The sequence below is a fragment of the Streptomyces sp. NBC_00637 genome (assembly GCF_045161545.1).
In the GTDB taxonomy this organism is placed as follows: Bacteria; Actinomycetota; Actinomycetes; order Streptomycetales; family Streptomycetaceae; genus Streptomyces.
On the sequence record NZ_CP109046.1, the window covers coordinates 6,749,893 to 6,770,939 of the forward strand.

General features: G+C 72.5%; 18 protein-coding genes. 8 read left to right on the plus strand and 10 right to left on the minus strand.

The window, feature by feature from the left end; all coding sequences use genetic code 11:
* The first annotated feature begins 545 nt into the window (after positions 1–545).
* Entirely contained in the window at positions 546–1,352 is an 807-nt protein-coding gene (locus tag OG440_RS29665; RefSeq protein ID WP_406009836.1) for an SGNH/GDSL hydrolase family protein, read from the plus strand.
* Between the two features lie 4 nt (positions 1,353–1,356).
* Here OG440_RS29665 and OG440_RS29670 read toward each other — a convergent pair whose 3' ends face one another.
* From OG440_RS29670 to OG440_RS29685, 4 genes are all read right to left on the minus strand, one after another.
* Positions 1,357–2,976, minus strand: coding sequence for a serine/threonine-protein kinase (locus OG440_RS29670; RefSeq protein ID WP_406009837.1), 1,620 nt, complete (start codon positions 2,974–2,976; stop codon positions 1,357–1,359).
* 60 nt (positions 2,977–3,036) lie between these two features.
* Positions 3,037–4,734 (minus strand): nickel transporter, encoded by a 1,698-nt coding sequence (locus OG440_RS29675; RefSeq protein WP_406009838.1) that lies wholly within the window; start codon positions 4,732–4,734, stop codon positions 3,037–3,039.
* The gene (locus tag OG440_RS29680; protein WP_406009839.1) at positions 4,731–6,419 is read right to left on the minus strand and encodes a tetratricopeptide repeat protein; all 1,689 of its coding nucleotides are present in this window, start codon (positions 6,417–6,419) and stop codon (positions 4,731–4,733) included. The genes OG440_RS29675 and OG440_RS29680 overlap by 4 nt, the downstream gene beginning before the upstream one ends.
* Positions 6,420–6,591: 172 nt before the next feature.
* The gene (locus OG440_RS29685) at positions 6,592–8,100 is read right to left on the minus strand and encodes a DUF4331 domain-containing protein (RefSeq protein ID WP_406009840.1); all 1,509 of its coding nucleotides are present in this window, start codon (positions 8,098–8,100) and stop codon (positions 6,592–6,594) included.
* 210 nt (positions 8,101–8,310) lie between these two features.
* On the opposite strand from OG440_RS29685, the gene OG440_RS29690 reads away from it, so the two are divergent.
* The 3 genes from OG440_RS29690 to OG440_RS29700 all read left to right on the plus strand — a co-directional run bounded on the left by OG440_RS29690 (position 8,311) and on the right by OG440_RS29700 (position 10,076).
* The gene (locus OG440_RS29690) at positions 8,311–8,853 is read left to right on the plus strand and encodes a sigma-70 family RNA polymerase sigma factor (protein ID WP_406009841.1); all 543 of its coding nucleotides are present in this window, start codon (positions 8,311–8,313) and stop codon (positions 8,851–8,853) included.
* Complete coding sequence (locus tag OG440_RS29695; protein ID WP_406009842.1) at positions 8,850–9,668, plus strand: anti-sigma factor domain-containing protein; 819 nt, start codon at positions 8,850–8,852, stop codon at positions 9,666–9,668. Before OG440_RS29690 ends, OG440_RS29695 begins: the two co-directional genes overlap by 4 nt.
* Before the next feature lie 126 nt (positions 9,669–9,794).
* Complete coding sequence (locus OG440_RS29700; protein WP_267020704.1) at positions 9,795–10,076, plus strand: hypothetical protein; 282 nt, start codon at positions 9,795–9,797, stop codon at positions 10,074–10,076.
* 35 nt (positions 10,077–10,111) lie between these two features.
* On the opposite strand, the gene OG440_RS29705 is transcribed toward OG440_RS29700, so the two are convergent.
* Genes OG440_RS29705 through OG440_RS29715 form a run of 3 tightly spaced genes read right to left on the minus strand, consistent with a single transcriptional unit; the run spans position 10,112 to position 13,116 of the window.
* Positions 10,112–11,338, minus strand: a complete 1,227-nt coding sequence (locus tag OG440_RS29705) for a CaiB/BaiF CoA transferase family protein (protein WP_406009843.1) — start codon at positions 11,336–11,338, stop codon at positions 10,112–10,114.
* A 54-nt stretch (positions 11,339–11,392) separates the two neighbouring features.
* Entirely contained in the window at positions 11,393–12,175 is a 783-nt protein-coding gene (locus tag OG440_RS29710; protein WP_406009844.1) for an ABC transporter permease, read from the minus strand.
* Positions 12,172–13,116, minus strand: a complete 945-nt coding sequence (locus OG440_RS29715; RefSeq protein ID WP_406009845.1) for an ATP-binding cassette domain-containing protein — start codon at positions 13,114–13,116, stop codon at positions 12,172–12,174. Before OG440_RS29715 ends, OG440_RS29710 begins: the two co-directional genes overlap by 4 nt.
* Positions 13,117–13,179: 63 nt before the next feature.
* Between OG440_RS29715 and OG440_RS29720 the strand changes: the two genes are divergently transcribed.
* Positions 13,180–13,893: a TetR/AcrR family transcriptional regulator gene (locus OG440_RS29720; protein WP_406009846.1), complete on the plus strand. Its 714-nt coding sequence runs from the start codon at positions 13,180–13,182 to the stop codon at positions 13,891–13,893.
* Positions 13,894–13,932: 39 nt separating this feature from the next.
* On the opposite strand, the gene OG440_RS29725 is transcribed toward OG440_RS29720, so the two are convergent.
* Genes OG440_RS29725 through hmgA form a run of 3 tightly spaced genes read right to left on the minus strand, consistent with a single transcriptional unit; the run spans position 13,933 to position 17,232 of the window.
* Positions 13,933–15,078: a type ISP restriction/modification enzyme gene (locus tag OG440_RS29725; RefSeq protein WP_406009847.1), complete on the minus strand. Its 1,146-nt coding sequence runs from the start codon at positions 15,076–15,078 to the stop codon at positions 13,933–13,935.
* A gap of 25 nt (positions 15,079–15,103) precedes the next feature.
* On the minus strand, positions 15,104–15,853 hold the full coding sequence (locus OG440_RS29730; RefSeq protein WP_406009848.1) for a GntR family transcriptional regulator: 750 nt from the start codon (positions 15,851–15,853) through the stop codon (positions 15,104–15,106).
* Between the two features lie 26 nt (positions 15,854–15,879).
* Complete coding sequence (gene hmgA / locus OG440_RS29735) at positions 15,880–17,232, minus strand: homogentisate 1,2-dioxygenase (RefSeq protein WP_406009849.1); 1,353 nt, start codon at positions 17,230–17,232, stop codon at positions 15,880–15,882.
* 176 nt (positions 17,233–17,408) lie between these two features.
* Here hmgA and OG440_RS29740 point away from each other — a divergent pair, with 176 nt between their 5' ends.
* The 3 genes from OG440_RS29740 to OG440_RS29750 all read left to right on the plus strand — a co-directional run bounded on the left by OG440_RS29740 (position 17,409) and on the right by OG440_RS29750 (position 20,961).
* Complete coding sequence (locus OG440_RS29740; protein WP_406009850.1) at positions 17,409–17,930, plus strand: hypothetical protein; 522 nt, start codon at positions 17,409–17,411, stop codon at positions 17,928–17,930.
* A 93-nt stretch (positions 17,931–18,023) separates the two neighbouring features.
* Positions 18,024–18,641: a TetR family transcriptional regulator gene (locus tag OG440_RS29745; protein WP_406009851.1), complete on the plus strand. Its 618-nt coding sequence runs from the start codon at positions 18,024–18,026 to the stop codon at positions 18,639–18,641.
* A gap of 82 nt (positions 18,642–18,723) precedes the next feature.
* Positions 18,724–20,961: a molybdopterin oxidoreductase family protein gene (locus OG440_RS29750; protein ID WP_406009852.1), complete on the plus strand. Its 2,238-nt coding sequence runs from the start codon at positions 18,724–18,726 to the stop codon at positions 20,959–20,961.
* Positions 20,962–21,047 lie beyond the last annotated feature (86 nt).

The window sequence follows — 21,047 nt, forward strand, 5'->3', positions numbered from 1 at the left end:
GAATCCACGTCCGGTTCGAAAGGGGGGTTGGTCACCCATGGCGGAGCGATCTCCGCGCAGACACGGGTGAGCTGGCAGAACTTGACGGCCACCGTCGAAGGACGGCAGCCGACCGCGCGGCACGGCCCGGTCACCAGTGCGGTCACCGAGCACGGCACCCCCCTACCGCGCTCCCGCCCCGATACCGCCGCGGTCCCTGAGCCCTCCCCTGGAGCCGTTGCCGACGGTCCGATGCGAGTGAGATGTATGACGGTATTGATGATTACGCCCGGATGGCAAGCCCTTGGCGGCCGACTCACCTTTTTGTTCGTTTGACCGTTACAGAATGATGCGTCCCCTCGAAAGCAACCGGCGCAAGAACGGACACGGGAACGGCAGAAGTGGTCTCCGGGGGCCATGGAGCCCGTGGGTGACGGTGGTTCGGATCGGTGTCGCGGCAACCGTCGCCGTGCCGTCCCGGCGCGAAAGTCTTGGCATGGACACTTCCGGTCAACACGCGTAGTTGGTACGACAGTTATGGCAGAGATCCTGCTAAAGGAGGTTCCATGAGACGTTCCCGACTTGTCGTATTCGTGAGCTCACTCCTCCTCGCCCTCGGCACCGCCCTCACCGGGGCGGCGTCGGCGCAGGGCGCCCAACTCGCGGCCACAGGCGGCTATGTGGCGCTGGGGGACTCCTACTCCTCCGGTGTCGGCGCGGGCAGCTACATCAGCTCCAGCGGCGACTGCAAGCGCAGCACCAAGGCGTATCCGTACCTCTGGAACGCCGCCCACGCCCCCTCGTCGTTCACCTTCGCCGCATGCTCGGGCGCTCGAACGGATGAAGTTCTGGCGAGTCAGCTCGGCGGCCTGAACTCCTCGACCGGCCTGGTCTCCATCACCGCGGGCGGCAACGACGCGGGCTTCGCCGACGTCATGACGACCTGCGTCACCGGCTCCGACAGCACCTGCCTGTCCCGCATCAACACGGCCAGGGCCTACGTCGACTCGACGCTCCCCGGCAAACTCGACACCGTCTACTCCGCCATCCGCGCCAAGGCGCCCAACGCCCGCGTCGTCGTCATCGGCTACCCCCGCTTCTACAAGCTCGGCACGGTCTGCCTGGGCCTGTCCGAGACCAAGCGCTCCGCCATCAACAACGCCGCCGACTACCTCGACGCGGCGACCGCCGGGCGCGCCGCGGCCCACGGCTTCGTCTTCGGCGACGTCCGCACCCCGTTCACCGGCCACGAGATCTGCTCCGGCAGCTCCTGGCTGCACAGCCTCAACTGGCTGAACATCGGCGAGTCGTACCACCCGACCGCGTCCGGCCAGTCGGGTGGCTACCTGCCGGTCCTGAACAGCGTCGCCTGATCCGTCACTCCGAGGAGGAAGGTGAGGGGGAGGCCCCGTCCGTCGGGGTCTCCGTCTCGCAGGTGACCGAGAACGGCACCGAGTTCGACGTCGCCTTCACCGGATCCCGGACCTCGACGGCGATCGAGTTCTCGTACGTCCCGCTCTCGGCGTACGTCGACACGATCACCTTGTCCTGCTTCGACTTCCCCCCGCCGGAGGAGAACTCCAGCGTCTTCCAGGTCTGCCCGGAGAGCTCCCCGTCCTTCGACACCCAGCGGTAGGACACCGTCGCCGGCAGCCGCCCCACCGTGATCGTCGCGGTGAAGGCGGGCGCGTCGCCCTCCGGCGGCGGACAGCTGCCCGAGTAGTCCGTGTGCGCGCCGGCGACGGTGACCGACACGGTCTGCGCCGGGGCCTCGGAGCTCTTGCTCTCGCTCGGACTCGGGCTCGGCGACTCACTGGCCTCCTCGCTCGTCTCCGGCTGCGTCGGTGGCGAACTGAGAATCTCCGTCGCGCTGTCGGTGACCCCGCCGCCGGCGTCGCCGCCACCGTCGTCGTGGTTCAGCAGCCCGTATGTCAGCCCGGCGACGGCCAGCGCCAGCACCACCACGCCGGCGACGAGAAGCACACCGCCCCGCCTGCTCCGGTCCGGCCCCGCCGAGCGGGTAGTCGTCGCCGGGGCGGCCGACCAGGACTGCGGCGGGGTCGGGGACGGCGGCTCCTGGCGGAACGGCTCGGCCGGTGTCGAGGCCGTCGGCGGATAGGGCGCGAACGGCGCCGGTGGCGTCGACCGGAGCGTGTCGCCCCGGGGGGCGCCGCCCGCGGCGACGAGCCGCAGGTCGTGCTCGGCCCGGTCGGCCGGCAGCCGCTCGGCCGGGTCCTTGCGCAACAGGCCCTCGATCACGGGCGCGAGCGGCCCGGCCCGGCGCGGCGGCGGAAGCTCCTCGTCCACGATCGCGCGCAGAGTGCTCAGCGGAGTGTCGTGACGGAAGGGGGAGTTGCCCTCCACCGCCGCGTACAGCAGCACGCCCAGCGACCACAGGTCCGACTCGGGCCCCGGCGTGCGACCCAGCGCGCGCTCCGGCGCGAGGAACTCCGGGGAGCCGATGACCTCGCCGGTCATCGTCAGCGCGGAGGTGCCCTCGACGGTCGCGATACCGAAGTCGGTGAGTACGACCCGGCCGTCGTTCGACATCAGCACGTTCGCCGGCTTCACGTCCCGGTGCAGCACCCCGGCCTCGTGCGCGGCCCGCAGCGCGGACAGCACCTCGGCGCCGATGTGCGCGGCCCGTGCCGGTTCCAGCGGCCCCTCGGCGTCCAGCAGCTCGGCGAGGGAGATCCCGCGCACGATCTCCATGACGATCCACGGCCGCCCGTCCTGCGTCGCCACGTCGTACACCGTGACGACGTTCCGGTTCGCGACCCGCGCCGCGGCCCAGGCCTCGCGCTCCAGCCGCGCGTACATCCGCTCGACGTCCGAGGCCGCCAGTCCGTGCGGCGCACGCACCTCCTTGACGGCGACCTCGCGGTGCAGCACCTCGTCACGGGCCCGCCACACGGTGCCCATGCCGCCCTCGCCCAGCGGGGTCAGCAGACGGTACCGGCCCGCGATCAGACGTTCACTGCCCGGTTCTTCGGACACCGCGCCCCCATTTCGCTCTTCGTATCCGGGCGAAAACCTCCCCAACCCCACCAACGTAGCTCAGCCGAGTACGGATGCGGCCCCCTTGAGCACCAGTCCCGTGCCGAGGGCGACGACGAGGAAGGCGGACCACAGGGGCAGGTTGCGGCGGACCAGCGTCACGGCCGGGTGGGCCGTCCAGCGCGGCTGCCGGTCCAGCAGGCGGGTCGCGCCCGCGCCCAGCCTGACGACGGCGAACCCGGCGGCGGTGAGGGTCAGCGCGAGCCCGACGCCGTACGCGACGACGAGCAGCAGCCCGAACCAGGCGTGTCCGAGCGCGGCCGCGCCGACCAGCACGACCACGGCGGACGGACTGGGGACCATGCCGCCGGCGAAGCCGAGGAGGAGTGTGCCGCGCAGGGTCGGGGCGACGGCGTGGGTGTGCGTGTGGCCGCCGTGGGTGTGCGTGTGCGGGTGGCCGTGCCCGGGACCGTGCTCGTGGTGGCCGTCGTGGTCGTGGTCGTGACGATGCTCCCGGTCGTGCCCGTGATCGTGTTCCCGGTCGGGCCCGGGGTCGTGATGGGCATGGGTGTGCGGGGTGGCGGCGCCGACCAGGGCGAGTTGACGGTCGGGGGATTTCGCGCCCGTGTGGCCGGCGGGCTCATGGGGGTGCGAGTGACCGTCGTGGGGGTGCGGATGCGGGTGGGGACGGGTGTGTCCGTGGGGGCTGCCGGGGCCCCGGCCACGCCAGGCCCGCCGTGCCAGCGTCGCGCCGGCGAAGAGCACCAGCGCGCCGCTCGCCAGGCCCAGCCAGGCGATCACCGAAGGGGCCGCGGCCGAGCCGGCGGTGACGAGGAGGCCGAGAGTGACGACCCCCAGGGTGTGCGTGACGGTGACGGAGGCCGCCAGGGGAAGGACGTCCTTCATCCGGGCCCTGCCACCCCGCGCGGCAGCCGTCGCGGCCATGATCGTCTTGCCGTGGCCCGGGGCGACCGCGTGCAGCGCGCCGAGGCCCACGGCGATCACCAGGGCCAGCGCGCCGAAGCCGAGAGTGAGGTCCTGCCGGGCGACCAGGTCGTCCAGCGCCCGCGTCCAGCGGTCGGCGCCCCGCGGCAGCACGGACGCGGCCGGCGCGTCCCGGTCAGCCTCGACGAGGGCCGCGCCACCGGGCCGCACGCGCACGGACGCGGTCGAGGTGTCGGCGGGGGAGGAGAGCAACTCCTTCGGATAGCTCGTCAGTTCCGAGGAGACCGACTTCTCCGGTACGTCGGAGTCGGCGAGTGTCATCCGGTCGCCGCGCGCGGTGATCTCGCGCCAGCCGGGCCCGGTCGAGGCGCCCTCGCCGTGGAAGGTGAGCGAGACGGTGTCCCCGCCGGACGCTGCGGGCAGCGGAGCCGTCAGCCTGCACTCGACGCGCAGGGTGTCCAGGCCCGCCTGGCCGGGCCGGACGACCGCCTCGGCGGTGCCGGCCGTGAGGGTGACGGCCCGGCCGTCCACGGTCAGCGTGCTGCCGGTCGCGGCCGTGGCGCAGCGCTGCCGGGCCCACTCGGTCATCCCGAGCCGTTCGATGTCCGGCTTCGCCTGGGTCGCCGGGATCTCGGCGAGGTCCTCGACATGGTCGACGCGGAGCTGTCCGGGGGCGGCGACGAGACCGTCGTAGCGGTTGACGGTGAAGTTGCCGAGGGGGTGCGCGCTCGCGTCGGCGGAAGGGACCAGCGCGAGCGCGCAGGCGGCCGTGAACACGGCCGCGCAGGAGGCCGGCAGACGACGTGAGATCACTTGCCCGCCTCCAGCGTCTGGAGAGCCGTACGGGCCTCGCGGGCCCCCGGCGGGGAGAAGCCGGGGTTCAGCTTCAGGGCGGCGGCGAGGTGGGTACGGGCGTCGGCGGGGTGTCCCGTGGCCTTCTCGATCACTCCGCGGTGGTAGAGGAAGGACGCGTTGTGGTAGCCGGTGGCCGTGGCCTGCCGGGCGTAGGGGAGGGCCTCGGCGTCCTTGCCGTTGACGTGCAGGGCCCAGGCGAGGGCGTCCGCCGTGTGCACGGTGTGCCGGCGGGACCAGTCGTCCCGGGCCGCGCGCAGGGCCGTCGCCCGGTCGCCGTGGTCGGCCGCGGCGAGCGCGGTGTCGAGGTCGGCGTTGACGCCGTTGGCGCGGGCGATGGCCGTCCACGCGTCGACGAGGAGGTACTGGTTCTCGGCCTTCGCCTTGTCCCCTTCGCCACCCCGCGCTTCGTACAGCTCGCCGAGTTCCACCAGCGGCGCGGGGAGCGGGTAGCGGGCGACGATCAGCTCCAACTCCTTGATCGCCTCCCCTTGTCGCCCGCTCGCCGCCTGGGCGCGGGCACGGCCCTCCAGCGCGGGGAGGTAGTTCTCGTCGGCGGCGAGGGCGCGGGCGTAGTCGGTGAGGGCGGTCGCGTAGTCGCCCTGGTTCCAGGCGAGTTGCCCGAGCTGGGCGGCGACGTAGGCGATGTCGCCGGGCGAGGTCGACGCGGCGAGCGCCCGCTCCAGGACCCGGCGGGCGGTGGTGACGTCGCCGCGCAGTTCGTGCACGTACGCGTAGCGGGTGAACACCGGTACGCCCGGCTGCCGTTCGTCGGCTGTCCTCGCGGCCGCCTCGGCGTCGTCGTAGCGGCCGAGCTCGACGAGCGCGTCGATACGGGAGCACAGGGCGCGCTCGCTGTAGGGGTTCTGCTTCAGCGCCCGGTCGGCCAGGGCGAGCGCGTTCGCGAAGTCGTGCCGGGCGGCGGCGAGGGCGGCCCGGCCGGCGAGCGCCTGGTCGTTGTCGGGGCGCAGCGAGAGGGAGCGCTTCAAGGCCTGCTCGGCCTGCGGGTAGCGGGAAGGGTCGCCCTTGGTACGGGCCTGCTCGACGTAGGCGAGCCCGAGGGTGGCCCAGCCGCCGAAGTCCCTGGGCTGCGTGCGCAGATGGGCCTGGAGCGAGGTGATGCTCGCGTCGAGGTCGCCACTGGCGAGCAGCCCGGGGGAGACCGCCGCGGCGGTCGACACGGGCACGTTCTGTCCGTCCCGCACCGCCCCGAGCGCGACCGCCCCGGCGGTGAGTGCCACGGCCAGCATGGCGGCGCAGGCGCCGAGCTGAGCGGCCCGCCAACGACGCCCGGCGGCCCCCGCCCGCCGCACGGCGGCCACACGCTCGTCGTCCCCGGCGACGGCGACTTCCCCGCTGTCCCCGGCGACGGCGACCCCCGCGACGTCGGCTCCGGCTCCGGTACCGGTCGCGTGCTGTGCCTCTTCCCCTGCATCGGTACCGGCGACGGGGTCTGTCTCCGTGTCCTGGGGCTTCGCCCCGGCCGCGGTCCGCTGGTCCAAGGCTCCTCGGGAGCCGGAGCCGGAGCCCGGCTCCGGTCGGCCGGGGTCCGCGAGCGGACCGCCGGAGTCCGGTGCGCCGGGCTCCAGTTCGCCGGAGGCCGGTCCGGTGGGCTCCGGTGCGCCGTCGTTCGTCCGCGGGGACATGCCCTCTCCTAGTCGCCTGGGGTCGTTCAGCCTGCTCGCGTGGGGTGGCGCGGCCCGCGCCGTGGGGGATGAGTACGCGGGCCGCGCCAGTCTGTGGGGCGGGCCGGGGAGCGCAGGATTCTCCCCGGCCCGCTCAGGAGTGGGGCCCAGGGGCCCCACTCAGGAGGAAGGCCTAGTAGGCCCTCCGCCGTCCGCGCCACCACATCAGCCCGCCGCCGATGAGGAGGATTCCCGCCGCGCCGGCGCCCGCGGAGGACGCGATCAGCGTGGTGTCGCTGTCGGTGCCCGTGAGGGCGTCACCGAGCTGGCTGCGGACGTCGGCGCCGCTCTTGGCGGTCGCGCCGCGCGAGCCCTCGGTGGGCAGGGCCACGTACGGGAAGTACTTCTCGAAGGACTTGTCGTTCTTGTCGACCGCGTCGCCCAGGTCGTTCTTGGAACCGACCAGCTCGCCCTCGACGACCTGGAGCGAGGCGTCGATCACGTCGTCGGTGAGGCGACGGCCGTTCGGGAAGCCCGCGTTGTCACCGTCGAGGACACCGAGCCGCTTGGGGCTGGCGGTCGGCTTGATCGAGGTGTTGAGGCGCAGTTCCTCCGACGGCGTCACGTACGGGGGCTGGTTGAGGCCCTTGACGCCCTTCAGGAACACGTCGACGAGGTCGTTGCGCGGCTCGGCCGGCGCCTTGATCTTGTAGATCGCCTCTATGAGCTTCGGCAGCTCGGGGTTGGTGACGTTCTTCAGGAACTGGCCGTCGTCCTTCGGCTCGGACGCGTTGAACTTGTCCTTGTCCTTGATCGGGTTGACGACCTCGTTGACCAGCGGCATGCCGAGACGCGAGACCTGCGTGTAGTGGCCCTGGGCGTTCTCGCGCTGGGTGGTCGACCAGATGCCGACGATCGGCTGGTGCTCCGACTCGGCGATCATGTCGCTCGGGACCTGCAGCGCGATCGAGTTGACGTTGTAGCCCTTGAGCGTGTCGTTGCCGACCTCGGAGAGGTCACCGCCGTACAGCAGGTCGAAGACCCGCAGATCGAGGAAGAACGGGTCGTCGGCCTGGCCCGCGAAGGTCTTGGCGCCGTTGGGAAGCTTGTAGATCGCGTGGTCGCGCAGCTTCGCGTAGTCCGGCATCGACGCCTTGCCCACGTTCGACGGTGCCACCGGCACGTCGTCCGCGATCTTCGTCTCGTGCTCGACCTTCCCCTTCTTCGACTTGATCAGTTCGAGGTCGTACGTCTGCGTGATGTTCAGGTCGGCGTCGTCCAGGCTCTCGACGACGCCCGTGTTGTAGAGGAACGTCTTCTTGTTCTTCACATGCGTCTTGAAGGTGTAGCGGAAGGTCAGGTCCTCCTTCGCGTCACCGTTGTTGTCGATGTGCAGGTCGTACTGGGCGTCCTCGGCGAACGGGAAGAAGTTGGGGCCGCCGGCCGGCTCCTCGAACGGGATCCAGTTGGCGACGATCGTCGTCGTGTCCGGGTGGTCCGGGCTGACGAAGGCGTACACGTCGGTGTTGTCGTACTGCGGGGTGCCCGAGATGAGGGGGGCCTCGCGGTGGCTGGAGGCGTAGGCCGCCCCCGGCACCAGCGTGGCCACGCCGGCGGCTGCGAGCCCCCCGGCGGCCAACGCACCGCAGACGAGAGTCGCGACGCTCCTGCGTCCGTTGCCGCTCCTGGAGAAAGCTGTCATGCCGTCCGTCCTCTGTGCCAAGTTGCCTGACGGACAGTGATACGGAGCGGAGGGTGGGTTCGGATTGGTCGAAACCCAAAAACTTTTTCTTTCCTGCTCACCCGCGTTTTCGGCCCTTCGCTACGTACCCCCCATCCGGAGGTGTGTTCGTTGCGAATGCCTGGTGTGACGGGGCGGCCCGGGTGCGGCGGTCGCAGAGAGGGGGACGGCATGGAGGCGGACGAGCTTCTGGTGCTCGTGGCGGGAGGCGACCAGCGGGCATTCGAGCGGCTGTACCAACTGGTGTCCGGGCCGGTGTTCGGGCTCGTACGACGGGTCGTCAGGGATCCCGCCCAGTCGGAGGAGGTCGCCCAGGAAGTACTCCTGGAGGCCTGGCGCTCCGCGGGCCGCTTCGACCCGAACCGCGGCAGCGCCCTCTCCTGGATCCTGACCCTCGCGCACCGCCGCGCCGTCGACCGGGTGCGCAGCGCGCGGGCGGCCGTGGACCGCGAGCAGCGCGAGGCGTCGCGCTATCACGACCCCGCCTTCGACCAGGTTGCGGAGGAGGTCGAGGCGGGCCTGGAACGGCAGTTGGTCCGCCGCTGTCTCGACCGGCTGACGGCGCTCCAGCGCCAGTCCGTCACCCTCGCCTACTACGACGGCTACACGTACCGTGAAGTGGCCGACCGGCTGTCGCTGCCGCTGGGCACGGTGAAGACCCGGATGCGTGACGGACTCACGCGGCTGCGCGACTGCCTGGGAGGTGCCGCATGAGTGTGCTCGGCCTGTTCCGCCGCGAGGACCTGCACTCGCTGGCCGCCCCCTACGCGCTCGACGCCCTCGAAGCCGACGAACGCCGTCGCTTCGAGAAGCACCTGACGAGGTGCGACCGCTGCTCCGCCGAGGTGCGGGCACTGGCCGAGGACGCCGTCCGGCTCGCCTGGTCGCAAGCCGCACAGCCACCGGCCGCCCTGCGCAGCCGGGTACTGGCGGCCGTGCAGAGAACGCCCCAGGAGACCTCGCGGGCGCCGGCGCGGGAGCACGCTCCCCAACTGCCCCCGCACGTCTGGGGCACGCAGCCGCCGCCCCGACGCTCCCGTACGCCCCGCGCGCGCCGCCCGTTGTTCGTGCCGTTCGCCACGGCCACCGCCGCCGCGGCCCTCGTCGTCGCCTCGCTCTTCGCCGTCCAGGCGGGCCGCGCCCAGGACGAACTGGACGCCGAGCGCGCCCAGGCGCGTGACATCGCCCACGTTCTCGCAGCTCCCGACGCCCGGGCGAGCACCGGGAAGGACGCGCAGGGCCGCAGTATGGGAGTGATCGCCTCCGCCGAGGAGGGGGAGGCGATCGTCACCCTGAGCGGATACGGCGAGCTGCCCACCGGACAGGTGCATCAGCTGTGGCTCATGCGCCCCGACGCGCAACCGCGCTCCCTCGGGCTCTTCGACGGCGACACGCCCTTGGTCGCCACCGGTCTCGACAAGGTCGCGACGTCACTCGCTGTGACCGTCGAGCCCGACGGGGGATCACCACAGCCCACTACACAGCCGGTTGTCCAACTCACCCTGAATTCGGTCGGATTCGGAGAGTGATCGGCGAGGAGTCGTCAACCCCCTTACGGGGAAGGTGAATCCTGTGAGCTCGATACATGTGTGCCTCGACGGGGCGATAGGGTTACCCTGCCCGGGCCGGGTGGACTCGTACGGGTGGGGAGTGACATGGAACAGATAACGATGCACAGCAGGGCGAGGGTCCCTGCGATCACCTGCGGGAGCAGTGCGACCAGTTCGCGCCTCGACCGCCATCTCTCGGTGCTGGCGGGGCCCGCCATACCGCAGCGCGAGACGCTCGAGGCGACCTCGCTCATGCGGGAACTGACCGCGCGTGAGCCCGCGCGTGGCCACGGCCCCAAGACGGCGCGGGCACGGGTGAGCCGCGTCTCGCTCTTCGCGCCGCTGCGCCGGCTGCGGCGTTCACTGTTCGGAGGCAACAAGTACTGACCGGCCGGCGCGTCCTCACGACCTGAGTCCCGCGCTCAGGCGGCCACACCGTCCCGGCGCAGCGCTGCGATCTCCTCGTCCGTCATCCCCACGGCACGCAGCAGTGCACCGGTGTGCTCCCCGAGCGCGGGCACGTCCCCCATGCGTGCCTCCGCCCCGCCCGGCAGCGTGATCGGGGGCAGCAGGGCCCGCAGCGGCCCGACCGGCGTGCCCACCTCCCGCCACCGCTCGCGGGCCGCCAGCTGTGGATGCTCCGCCAGCTCGTGCAGATCCCTCAGGCGGGCGCACGCGATGCCCGCGCCGTCCAGCCGCGCGAGCGCCTCGTCGGCGTCCAGGGCGCCCAGGGCACCGGCCACCAGCGCGTCCGTGCGCTCCCGGTTGGCCACCCTTGCCGCGTTGGTCGCGTACGCAGGATCCGTTCCCAGTTCTGGCCGGCCGACGACCTGTTCGGCCAGCCGCCGCCACTCCCGGTCGTTCTGCACGGACAGCAGCACCCGCCCGCCGTCGGCGGTGGCGTAGGCGTCGTAGGGCGCGATCACCGCGTGCGCGAGGCCGGTACGGGCCGGGGCGGCGCCGCCGTGCATCGTGTGGTGCAGCGGATGTCCCATCCACTCCGCGAGCGACTCCAGCATCGACACCTCCACCGGGCCGCCCCGCCCGGTGGTGCCCCGCCGCACCAGCGCCGCCAGCACGCCCGAGAAGGCGTACATGGCCGCCGCGATGTCCGCCGCGGGGATTCCCGCCTTCACGGGCTGCCGGGGCGTGCCGGTCACCGACACCAGCCCCGCCTCGCACTGCACGAGCATGTCGTAGGCCCGCTTGTCCGCGTACGGCCCGCTCGCCCCGTACCCGGAGATGTCGACGGCGACCAGCCGCGGATGCGCCGCGCACAGGGTGACCGCGTCCAGACCCAGCCGGGCCGCCGCCCCCTGCGCGAGGTTCTGCACGAACACGTCCGCGTCGGCGATCAGCCGCCGTACGACGTCCAGGCCGCGCGGGTCCTTGAGGTCCAGCGCGATGGACTCCTTGCCCCGGTTGCACCACACGAAGTGCGAGGCGAGGCCGGCGGCGGCCGTGTCGTAGCCGCGGGCGAAGTCACCGCCGTCGATCCGCTCGACCTTGATCACCCGGGCGCCCAGGTCGGCGAGCTGCCGGGTGGCGAACGGGGCCGCGACCGCCTGCTCGACGGCGACGACGGTGAGGCCCTCCAGAGGCAGGGACCGCTCGGGCTGTTCCACAGGCTGTTCCACGGGTTGTTCCATGGGGTGGATCATGTCCAACCGCCGGTGGCTTTGTCAGCAGGGCGAGGCGGCCGGTCAGCCCTCGCCCCGTGCGTACCGCCGTACCGCGAGCGGTGCGAACACCGCGATCAGGACCGTGCACCAGGCCAGGGCCCCCGCGACCGGGTGCGCCACCGGCCAGGCGGCGCCCTCCGGGACGGGCGCGTTGCCGAACAGGTCCCGCAGGGCGGTCGTCACCGCACTGAGCGGGTTCCACTCGGCGAGCGTGCGCAGCCACGAGGGCAGGCCGTCCGTGGGGATGTAGGCGTTGGACAGCAGCGGCAGCATGAAGGTCGCGCTGCCCAGCTGGCCCGCCGCCTCCTCGCTACGGGACAGCAGTCCGAGGAAGATCCCGGCGCACGTGCACGCGAAGCGGAACAGCAGCAGCAGGCCGACGGCGCCGAGAGCCGCCGGCGCCGACCCCTCGACGCGCCAGCCGACGGCGAGTCCCACCAGCAGGAAGGGGACGGTGCCGGCGGCCGTGACGACGAGGTCGGCCGCGGCCTGCCCGAGCGGCACGGCCGCCCGGCTCACCGGCAGCGTGCGCAGCCGGTCGGTCACGCCCCGGTGGACGTCCTGGGCGGCCTGGAACATGCCGGTCATGAGGCCGTTGGCGGCGGTCGCCACCAGGAGGCCCGGCACGAGGAAGGCGCGGTACTCGGCGCCGGGCATCGCGAGCGCGCTGCCGAAGACATAGCCGAAGAACAACAGCATGGTGATCGGCATGGACTGGGTCAGGATCACCAGCGCCGGGTTGTTGCGGACGCGCAGCAGCTGCCGGCCCAGCATGGCCGTGCCGTCGTGGGCGAGGGTGCTCATACGGCGGCCTCCCGGTCGGCGGTGAGGCGCAGGAAGACCTCGTCGAGGGTGGGCGGGCGCAGACTCGCGTCGAGCAACGGCACACCGGCCGCGTCGAGTTCGCGCACCAGGCGGGGCAGGGTGAGGGTCGTGTCCCGGGTGACCGCGCCGACCGTTCTGCGCGCGTGGTCGAGCTTCGGCTCCGCCCCGGTGAGCCGGTCCAGGACGCCGGCCGCCCTCGGCAGGGCGTCCGGGTCCGTGACGACGACCTCGGTGTAGGAGCCGATGATCCCCTTGAGGTGCAGGGGTGAACCGGTGTGCGCGACCCGGCCCCGGTCGATCAGGGCGATGTCGTCCGCGAGCTGGTCCGCCTCCTCCAGGTACTGGGTGGTCAGCAGGATCGTCGTGCCGTCCTGTCTCAGCTCGCGGACGGTGTCCCAGACGTCGCTGCGGCCGGCCGGGTCGAGGCCGGTGCTCGGCTCGTCCAGGAAGAGCACGTGCGGTCGGCGGACCAGGCTCGCCGCGAGGTCGAGGCGGCGCCGCATACCGCCCGAGTAGGTGGAGGCGGGCCGGTCGGCGGCCTCGCTCAGCCCGAAGCGGGCCAGCAGCTCCTCGGCGCGCCGAGCGGGGACGCGCACCCGGTGCAGACGCCCGAACAGCCGGAGGTTCTGGCGCCCGGTGAGATCCCCGTCGACGGTGGCGTACTGCCCGGCGACGGCTATGGCCCGCCGTACGGCGGCGGCCTCCCGGACGAGGTCGTGGCCGGCGATCCTGGCCGATCCGGCGTCGGGGCGCAGCAGCGTGGTGAGCAGCCGGACCGCCGTGGTCTTGCCCGCCCCGTTGGGTCCGAGGATGCCGCAGACCGTCCCCTGCGGGACGGCGAGGTCGAGGCCGCGCAGGGCGCAAACGTCACCGAACCGCTTCGCCAGACCTTCACTAAGTACAGCGTACGTAGTAGTCATGGGCTCACCATAGCGCACTACGTACGGCGTACGTAACTACGATGGTGAGCGAGGTGATGATCGATGGCGGGCCGAGCGGCCGTACCCGAAGTGATCTGGGCCCGACCCGAGCGGACGGGCCGGGGGCCGAAGCCCGCCTACACGCGCGCGGACATCGCGGCGACGGCCGTGCGGATCGCCGACGAGGGCGGCCTGGACGCGCTGTCCATGCGGCACGTCGCGGCCGCGCTGGGCTGCGGGACCATGTCGCTGTACAACTACGTCCCCCGTAAGGAGGACCTGTACGAACTGATGGTGGACGCGGTCAGCGGCGAGCACGAGCCGTGGGAGCCGAGCGGGGACTGGCGGGCGGACCTGCTGCGGGTCGGGCGCGACACCCGGGCGCTGATGAAGCGGCACCCCTGGCTGCCCCGGTTGATGTCCCCGGTCTACGGGTTCAGCCCCAACGCGCTGCGGTACCTGGAGCACTGCCTGACCTGTCTGGATCCGCTGGACATGAAGTACGGCATGAAGTTCCAGCTCATCGCGATGCTCAACGGGGTCGTGACGACGTACGTGGCGAACGAGCTGGCCACCGCCGAACGGACGCGGTCGCTGCCGTGGTCGGAGGACGACGAGAACGCGGTGCGGATCGCGTACCTGGGGCGCCAGGTGGCGAGCGGGGCCTACCCGCGGCTGGCCGAGGCGTTCATGGAGGACTCGGGCCCCATCGACCTGGAGGCCGTGTTCGAGACGGCGCTGGAGAAGGTGCTGGACGGGTTCGCGCCGCGCGGGTGAGCCGTATCGGGGGGCGCCCGCAAGGGGAGGGCGGGTTGGTCAGATCAGGGCGAACTGGCCCTCCGGGCCCTCTTCGTGGTGGTCGAGGACCGTCGCCGGGTGCCGGGCGGGCTCCGGGACCGGCAGGACGCCCGCCGCGCGCAGCTCCTCGGCCGTGACCGTGTCCGGCACCGTCAACTCCTCCTGCCGGGCCCGTGTTTCCGCGAACAGCGCCAACACGGTGATCAGTTCCAGGAGTTCGGACGTCCAGGCCTGCTGCCAGGCGGCCGGGCGGATCGCGGACAGGGTGCCCGGCCCGGGCTCCGCCGTCCGGGCCGCGAACCACTGGTCCAGGACGCGGACCCCGCCCGCCGTGAACTCCCAGGCGGCGGGCGGGACCGGGGAGACACGGCCGCCGTCGAGATGCAGGGTCTCCTCGTCGCGGTCGTAGTGCAGGGTCAGGGGCCGGCCGGGCAGCGGGGCGCGGACGTACGGGCGGCGGCCGCCGGGGAGCCGGGGACGGTCGCCGTCGCGGCGGAGCAGCCACAGGGCGCGGCGGCCCAGTTCCACGCCCCGGGCCCACAGTTCGGGGTCCCGGGTGAGCGGGACGGTGAGGTCGGGCCGGACGGCGGTCAGGGTCCAGGCCAGGAAGTCCACCGGGTCGGGGGAGTGGCCGAGGTGCTCGAGCAGGCCCGGTGCCAGGTTGGGTTCCGCGCCGCCGGGCCGACGGTAGAGCGGGCGGACGCGGCCGGGACGCGCCAGCGGGATCAGGGAGGTCGCGAGCAGCGGCGGGCCGGGCGGGGACGGCGTCTCCACCACGAAGACCTGGTGCTCGTCGGCCACCCGCCACAGCTCCGGGCGGGCCGCGTCGATCAGCCGGTGGTCGGGGATGAGCCAGCGCTCGTCGAAGGGCCCGCTCAGGACCCGTACCGGCTGCGGGCAGGGGCCCGCGGCGCGGACGAGCTTCTCGGTGCCGCCGACGTGCCCGGGCAGCTGCCCGACCGCCGTGTGCAGGGTGCGTGAGCGCGTCGGCTCGAACAGGGCCTCGCGGTCGGCGCCCTGTGCCGTCACCAGGGTGTCCCAGCGGGCTTTCAGGGAGGCCGGGTCGGGGTCCGTCGGCCACCCCCGGCCGAGCCGCGGCGGTGCGACGGACCACGGCATGAGGTCCGCCAGCGGCGGAGCGTCGTCGGGCGTCACGCGGGGCATCGTACGACGGCTCGCCCGCGGCCCGTCACGTCGCGTCGAGCGTGACCGTGAACGAGAAGCGGTCGCCGCGGTAGTGGATGACGGCCACGTCGAGGACCCGTCCGCCGGTGTCGTGGATGACGCCCGTGTAGCGCAGGATCGGGCTGAGCAGCGGGACCTGGAGCAGCCGGGCGGTCTCCGGGTCCGCCAGCCGGGCCTCGACGGTGTCGGTGATCCGGCTGATGTGCACACCCGGGAGGTCCCGCAGCACCTTCGTCATGGGCCGGCGGACCAGGTCGTCGGGGTCGATCCGGGCGGCGAGTTCGGGACGGACGTAGTTGCGGGCGTGGTTGGTCGGCTCACCCGTGTTCTCGTCGCTCCTCAGCCGGTGGTACGTCGCCACCTCGGCCAGGTCCGGGAAGTGCTCGGCGACTTCGGCGGGAACGGCCGTACGGCCGTGGTCCAGGAGTTCCGTCGTCATGGCGGACTGCTGGGCCACGATCGCGTCGACCGAGCCGAGGAGCCGGACCGGAGCGCCCCGCCGCGCGCTCGGCTCGATGAACGTGCCCCGCCGCCGGTGCCGGCTGATCAGCCCCTCGTCCTCCAGCTCCTTCAGCGCCTGCCGCATGGTCAGCACGCTCACCCCGTAGTGACCCGCCAACTGCTCTTCGGTGGGCAGGCGCAGCGGGTCCTGCGGCGAGCGGCCGAGTATCGAGGCGCGCAGCGACTGCGACACCTGGTACCAGAGCGGCAGCTTTCGGGTGAGGACGATCGAGTCCGGGGCGAAGGAGGTCACGGGCTATCCGTACCGGTCGGCAACGTTCAGTGCAATGTTGCGTCGGACGTTCCGTCGGACGGACGGAAGTGGCGTTCGAGGCCCTGCCAGACGTCGTCGTAGCGCTGCTGGAGGTGGTCCGCGCCGGCCGCGTGCGGGGTCAGGGTGAGCGGCCAGCGGGTCTCGAACATGAACGCCAGCCCGTCGTCGATCTTCTGCGGCCCCAGCTCGGCGGCGCTCGCCCGGTCGAAGGTGTCCCGGTCCGGGCCGTGCGCCGACATCATGTTGTGCAGCGAGCCGCCGCCCGGCACGAAGCCGCCCTTTCCGGCCGTCTTGGCGTCGTAGGCGCCCTCGATCAGGCCCATGTATTCGCTCATCACGTTCCGGTGGAAGTACGGCGGCCGGAAGGTGTCCTCGCCGACCAGCCAGCGCGGGGCGAAGACCACGAAGTCGACGCCGGCCAGCCCGGGGGTGTCGGACGGAGCGGTCAGCACCGTGAAGATCGACGGGTCGGGGTGGTCGTAGGAGATGGTGCCCATGGCGTTGAACCGCCGCAGGTCGTAGACGTACGGCAGATGGTTGCCGTGCCAGGCGACCACGTCGAGCGGGGAGTGGTCGTACGTCGCGCTCCAGAGGTGGCCGCAGTACTTGTTGACCACCTCGACCGGGCCCTCGACGTCCTCGTACGCGGCGACGGGCGCCCGGAAGTCACGGGGGTTGGCGAGGCCGTTGGCGCCGATCGGTCCGAGGTCGGGGAGGCGGAAGGGGGCGCCGTAGTTCTCGCAGACGTACCCGCGGGCGGAGGCGTCCAGCAGGTCGACGCGGAAGCGGACCCCGCGCGGGATCAGCGCCACCTCGCCGGGCTCGGCGTGCAGCAGCCCGAACTCGGTGCGCAGCAGCAGCCCGCCCTGTTCGGGGACGATCAGCAGCTCGCCGTCGGCGTCGCCGAACACCCGTTCCATGGAGGCGTTCGCGTGGTACAGGTGCACGGCCATGCCGGTGCGCTGGGTGACGTCGCCGTTGCCGCCGAGGGTCCACAGGCCGGAGAGGAGGTCCGTGCCGGCGGGCGGCTCGGGCAGCGGGTCCCAGCGCAGTCGGTTCGGATCGGGGACCGTCTCCGTGAACGGGCCGGTGCGCAGCGCGCCGTCGTCCACGCGGGTGAACGCCGGGTGCGCGGCCGAAGGGCGGATCCGGTAGAGCCACGAGCGGCGGTTGTGGGCGCGCGGCTCGGTGAACGCCGTACCGCTGAGCTGTTCCGCGTACAGGCCGAGGGGCGCGCGCTGCGGCGAGTTGCGGCCGTCGGGCAGGGCCCCCGGCACGGCCTCGGAGGCGTGCTCGTTGCCGAACCCGGACAGATAGGTCAGGCCCTCGGCCGTCTTGCGTGCGTCCTCGCTGCTCATGATCGCTCCCTCCGGCGCCCCGCGGGTGCGCCTGCTGATTCCTATGCATCACCGTAGGATTGCGATTTCCCCGGCGCAAGAGGTGCGCGGGTCCTCCTCCTGGAGGACGATCAAGACGGCCGGAACCAGACCCCAGGGGGATCCGCGTGTCGGTCCGTTGTTCTACGCTCCCCCGCATGTCGTGGACGCGCGGAAGCCTCGCCGTGCCCGCGGTCTGTGTCCTGCTGCTGGCCGGATCCGCGGGCTGCGGCACCAGTGATGCCCATGGGCGGGGGGATGCGACGACCGCCGCGTCGGTCGCCCCCTCGCCGGTGGGCAAGGTCCTGGAGGACACGGACGACGAAGGGCGGCACTACCGCGAGGTGGAGAAGAAGGGGGCACCCGAGGTCGGTGTCGAGGTGGAGCCCGAGGCCGACGGGAGCTGGGACGTCCGCCTGAAGGTGGAGAACTTCCGGTTCACGCCCACGGCGGCGAAGGCGGGAGCGGCCCACGGCCGGGGCGCCGCCCGGCTCTACGTGGACGACCAGCCGGTCGCCGACCTGCGCAGCCCGTCCTACCGGATCCCGGCCGGCTATCTCCCGCACGGCACCCACCAGGTCACCGCCCGGCTGTACGCGGACGACGGCACGGTGTGGGCGGTGGACGGCAAGCCGGTGGAGAGCACGGCGTACATCACGGCCTCGGAGCCCTCCTCCTGAGCGCCCTGCCTCACCGGTTCCGCCGTTGAGTGCATCAGGCATCTTTCTCCGTATCGAGGGGTGAGGTTCACCCGCCCGCGACGGAAAGGCATCATGAGCTCCGTGCCCCACGCGACATCGCTCCGTCGTGCGCCCGTGCAGCGGCGCAGTGCCGAACGGCTGACCAGGATCCTCGACGCCTGCGCCGACCTGCTGGACGAGGTCGGCTACGACGGCCTGAGCACCCGGGCCGTCGCCGAGCGCGCCGGTGTCCCCATCGGCTCCGTCTACCGCTTCTTCGGCAACAAGCGGCAGATGGCCGACGCGCTCGCACAGCGCAACCTCGAACGCTACGCGGAACGCGTCACCGAGCGGCTGAAGGGCGCGCGCCGAGGGGACTGGCGGGCCGCCATGGACGCCGTGCTCGACGAGTACCTGGCCATGAAGAAGACCGCGCCCGGGTTCTCCCTCGTCGACTTCGGCAACCAGATCCCGGTCGGCGCCCGGCACGCGGAGCCCAACCACCGGGTGGCCGACCGCCTCACCGACCTGCTCTCCGGCTATCTCGTCCGCGAGCCCGACGAGGACCTGCGCCGCACGTTCCTGATCGCCGTGGAGACCGCCGACACCCTCGTCCAGCTGGCCTTCCGGGTGGATCCCGAGGGCGATCCAAAGGTGATCGACGAGACGCGGCAGCTGCTGCGGGCGTATCTGGCGCGGGCCCTGGACTGACGGTCGCGGTCACCCCCTCCCCATCGGCCATACCGCTCGGTATGCTCACCGGGAGATGGCAATGCCGCCCCCAGGAGGACCCGTGTCCCGCACCGCCCTGCGAATCTGCCCGTTGTGCGAGGCCACCTGCGGGCTGACGCTCACCATCGAGGGGACCACGGTCACCGGCGCCCGCGGCGACCGGGAGGACGTCTTCAGCAAGGGCTTCATCTGCCCCAAGGGCGCCTCCTTCGGCGCCGTCGACGGCGACCCCGACCGGCTGCGCACGCCCCTGGTGCGCCACGACGGCGAGCTGCGCGAGGCCACCTGGGAGGAGGCCTTCGACGCCGTGGCCGCCGGGATCCGGCCGGTCGTCGAGCGCTACGGCGCGAACTCCGTCGGAGTCGTCCTCGGCAACCCCAACGTGCACACCATGGCCGGCGCGCTCTACCCGCCCGTACTGATCGCCGGCCTCGGCACCCGCAGCCTGTTCACCGCCTCCACGGTCGACCAGATGCCCAAGCACGTCTCCAGCGGACTGCTGTACGGCGACGCCAACGCGATCCCCGTACCGGACCTGGACCACACCGACCATCTGCTGCTCATCGGCGCCAACCCGCTGGAGTCCAACGGGAGTCTGTGCACCGCCGCCGACTTCCCCGGCAAGCTCAAGGCCCTCAAGGCCCGCGGCGGCACCCTCACCGTCATCGACCCGCGCCGCACCCGCACCGCCAAGCTCGCCGACCGGCACATCGCGATCCGGCCGGGCACGGACGCCCTGCTCCTCGCCGCCATGGCCCAGGTGCTCTTCGAGGAACTCCTCGTGGATCCCGGAGAGTCGGCCCCGCACCTCGAAGGCCTCGAAGAACTCGCGGAAGCCGTCCGGGACTTCACCCCGGAGGCGGTCACCGCCGCCACCGACGTGGACGCCCCGCTCATCCGCGCCCTGGCCCGTGAACTCGCCGCCGCCCCCACCGCCGCCGTCTACGGCCGCATCGGCAGCTGCACGGTCCCCTACGGCACCCTCGCCAGCTGGCTCGTCGACGTCCTCAACATCCTCACCGGCAACCTGGACCGGCCCGGCGGCGCGCTCTTCCCGCAGGCCGCCACCGACCGCACGCCCCGGCCGGCCGGCCCCGGCCACGGCTTCCGGCTCGCGCGCTGGCACTCCCGGGTGAGCCGGCACCCGGAGGCCAAGGGCGAACTGCCGCTGTCGGCGCTCGCCGAGGAGATCGACACCGCGACGGCGCAGGGCGAACCGATCCGCGCACTCGTCGCCGTGGCCGCCAATCCCGTCCTGTCCGCCCCGGACGGCGACCGGCTCGACAAGGCGCTCGACTCCCTCGACTTCATGGTCAGCGTCGACCCCTACCTGAACGAGACGTCCCGGCACGCCGACGTGGTGCTGCCCCCGCCGCCGCCCTCGCAGAGCCCCCACCACGACTTCGCCTTCAACACCCTCGCCGTGCGCAACCAGGTCCGCTACAGCCGCCCGGCCGTCCCGCTCGAGCCCGGCCGGATGGCCGAGACCGAGATCCTCGCCCGGCTGACCCTGGCCGCCACCGGGATGCACGGCGCCGACCCGTCCGCCGTGGACGACCTGGTCATCGGCCAGACCCTCGGCAAGGCGGTCACGGAGCCGCACTCGCCCGTGCACGGCCGCGACCCGGGCGAACTCGCCGCAGACCTCACCGGCGAGACCGGTCCCGAGCGCCGGCTCGACATGATGCTGCGCCTCGGCCCCTACGGAGACGGCTTCGGCACCCGCCCGGACGGACTCGGTCTCGCCCGGCTGCTCGCCCACCCGCACGGGATCGACCTCGGGCCGCTGCGCTCGCGCCTGCCCCAGCCGCTGAAGACGCGCAGCGGGCGGATCGAACTGCTGCCGCGGCCGATCGCCGACGATCTGCCGAGGCTGCGGGAGGGGCTGCGGCGACGGCCCGACGAACTCGTCCTGGTCGGCCGGCGCCATCTGCGGTCCAACAACAGCTGGATGCACAACGTCCCCGCCCTCACCGGCGGCACCAACCGCTGCACCCTGCACATCCACCCCGAGGACGCCGAACGGCTCGGTGTGCTCGACGGCGCGCCGGTCCGGGTGAAGGGCGCCGGGGGAGAGGTGACCGCACCGGCCGAGGTCACCGACACCGTGCGCCGGGGCGTGGTCAGCCTGCCGCACGGCTGGGGCCACGACCGCCCCGGCACCCGGCTCAGCCACGCCGCCACCGACCCCGGAGTCAACGTCAACCAGCTCCTCGACGGCAGCCTGCTGGACCCGCTGTCGGGCAACGCGGTGCTCAACGGAGTGCCGGTGGAACTGGCCCCGGTAACGACCCGCTGACCTGAGCAAAGCTGTGACCTGGACTTTTGCGCTTATTGCTCGCACGTCAACGTCTTGTTAACACCGTTTGAACGGACCTAACGTCG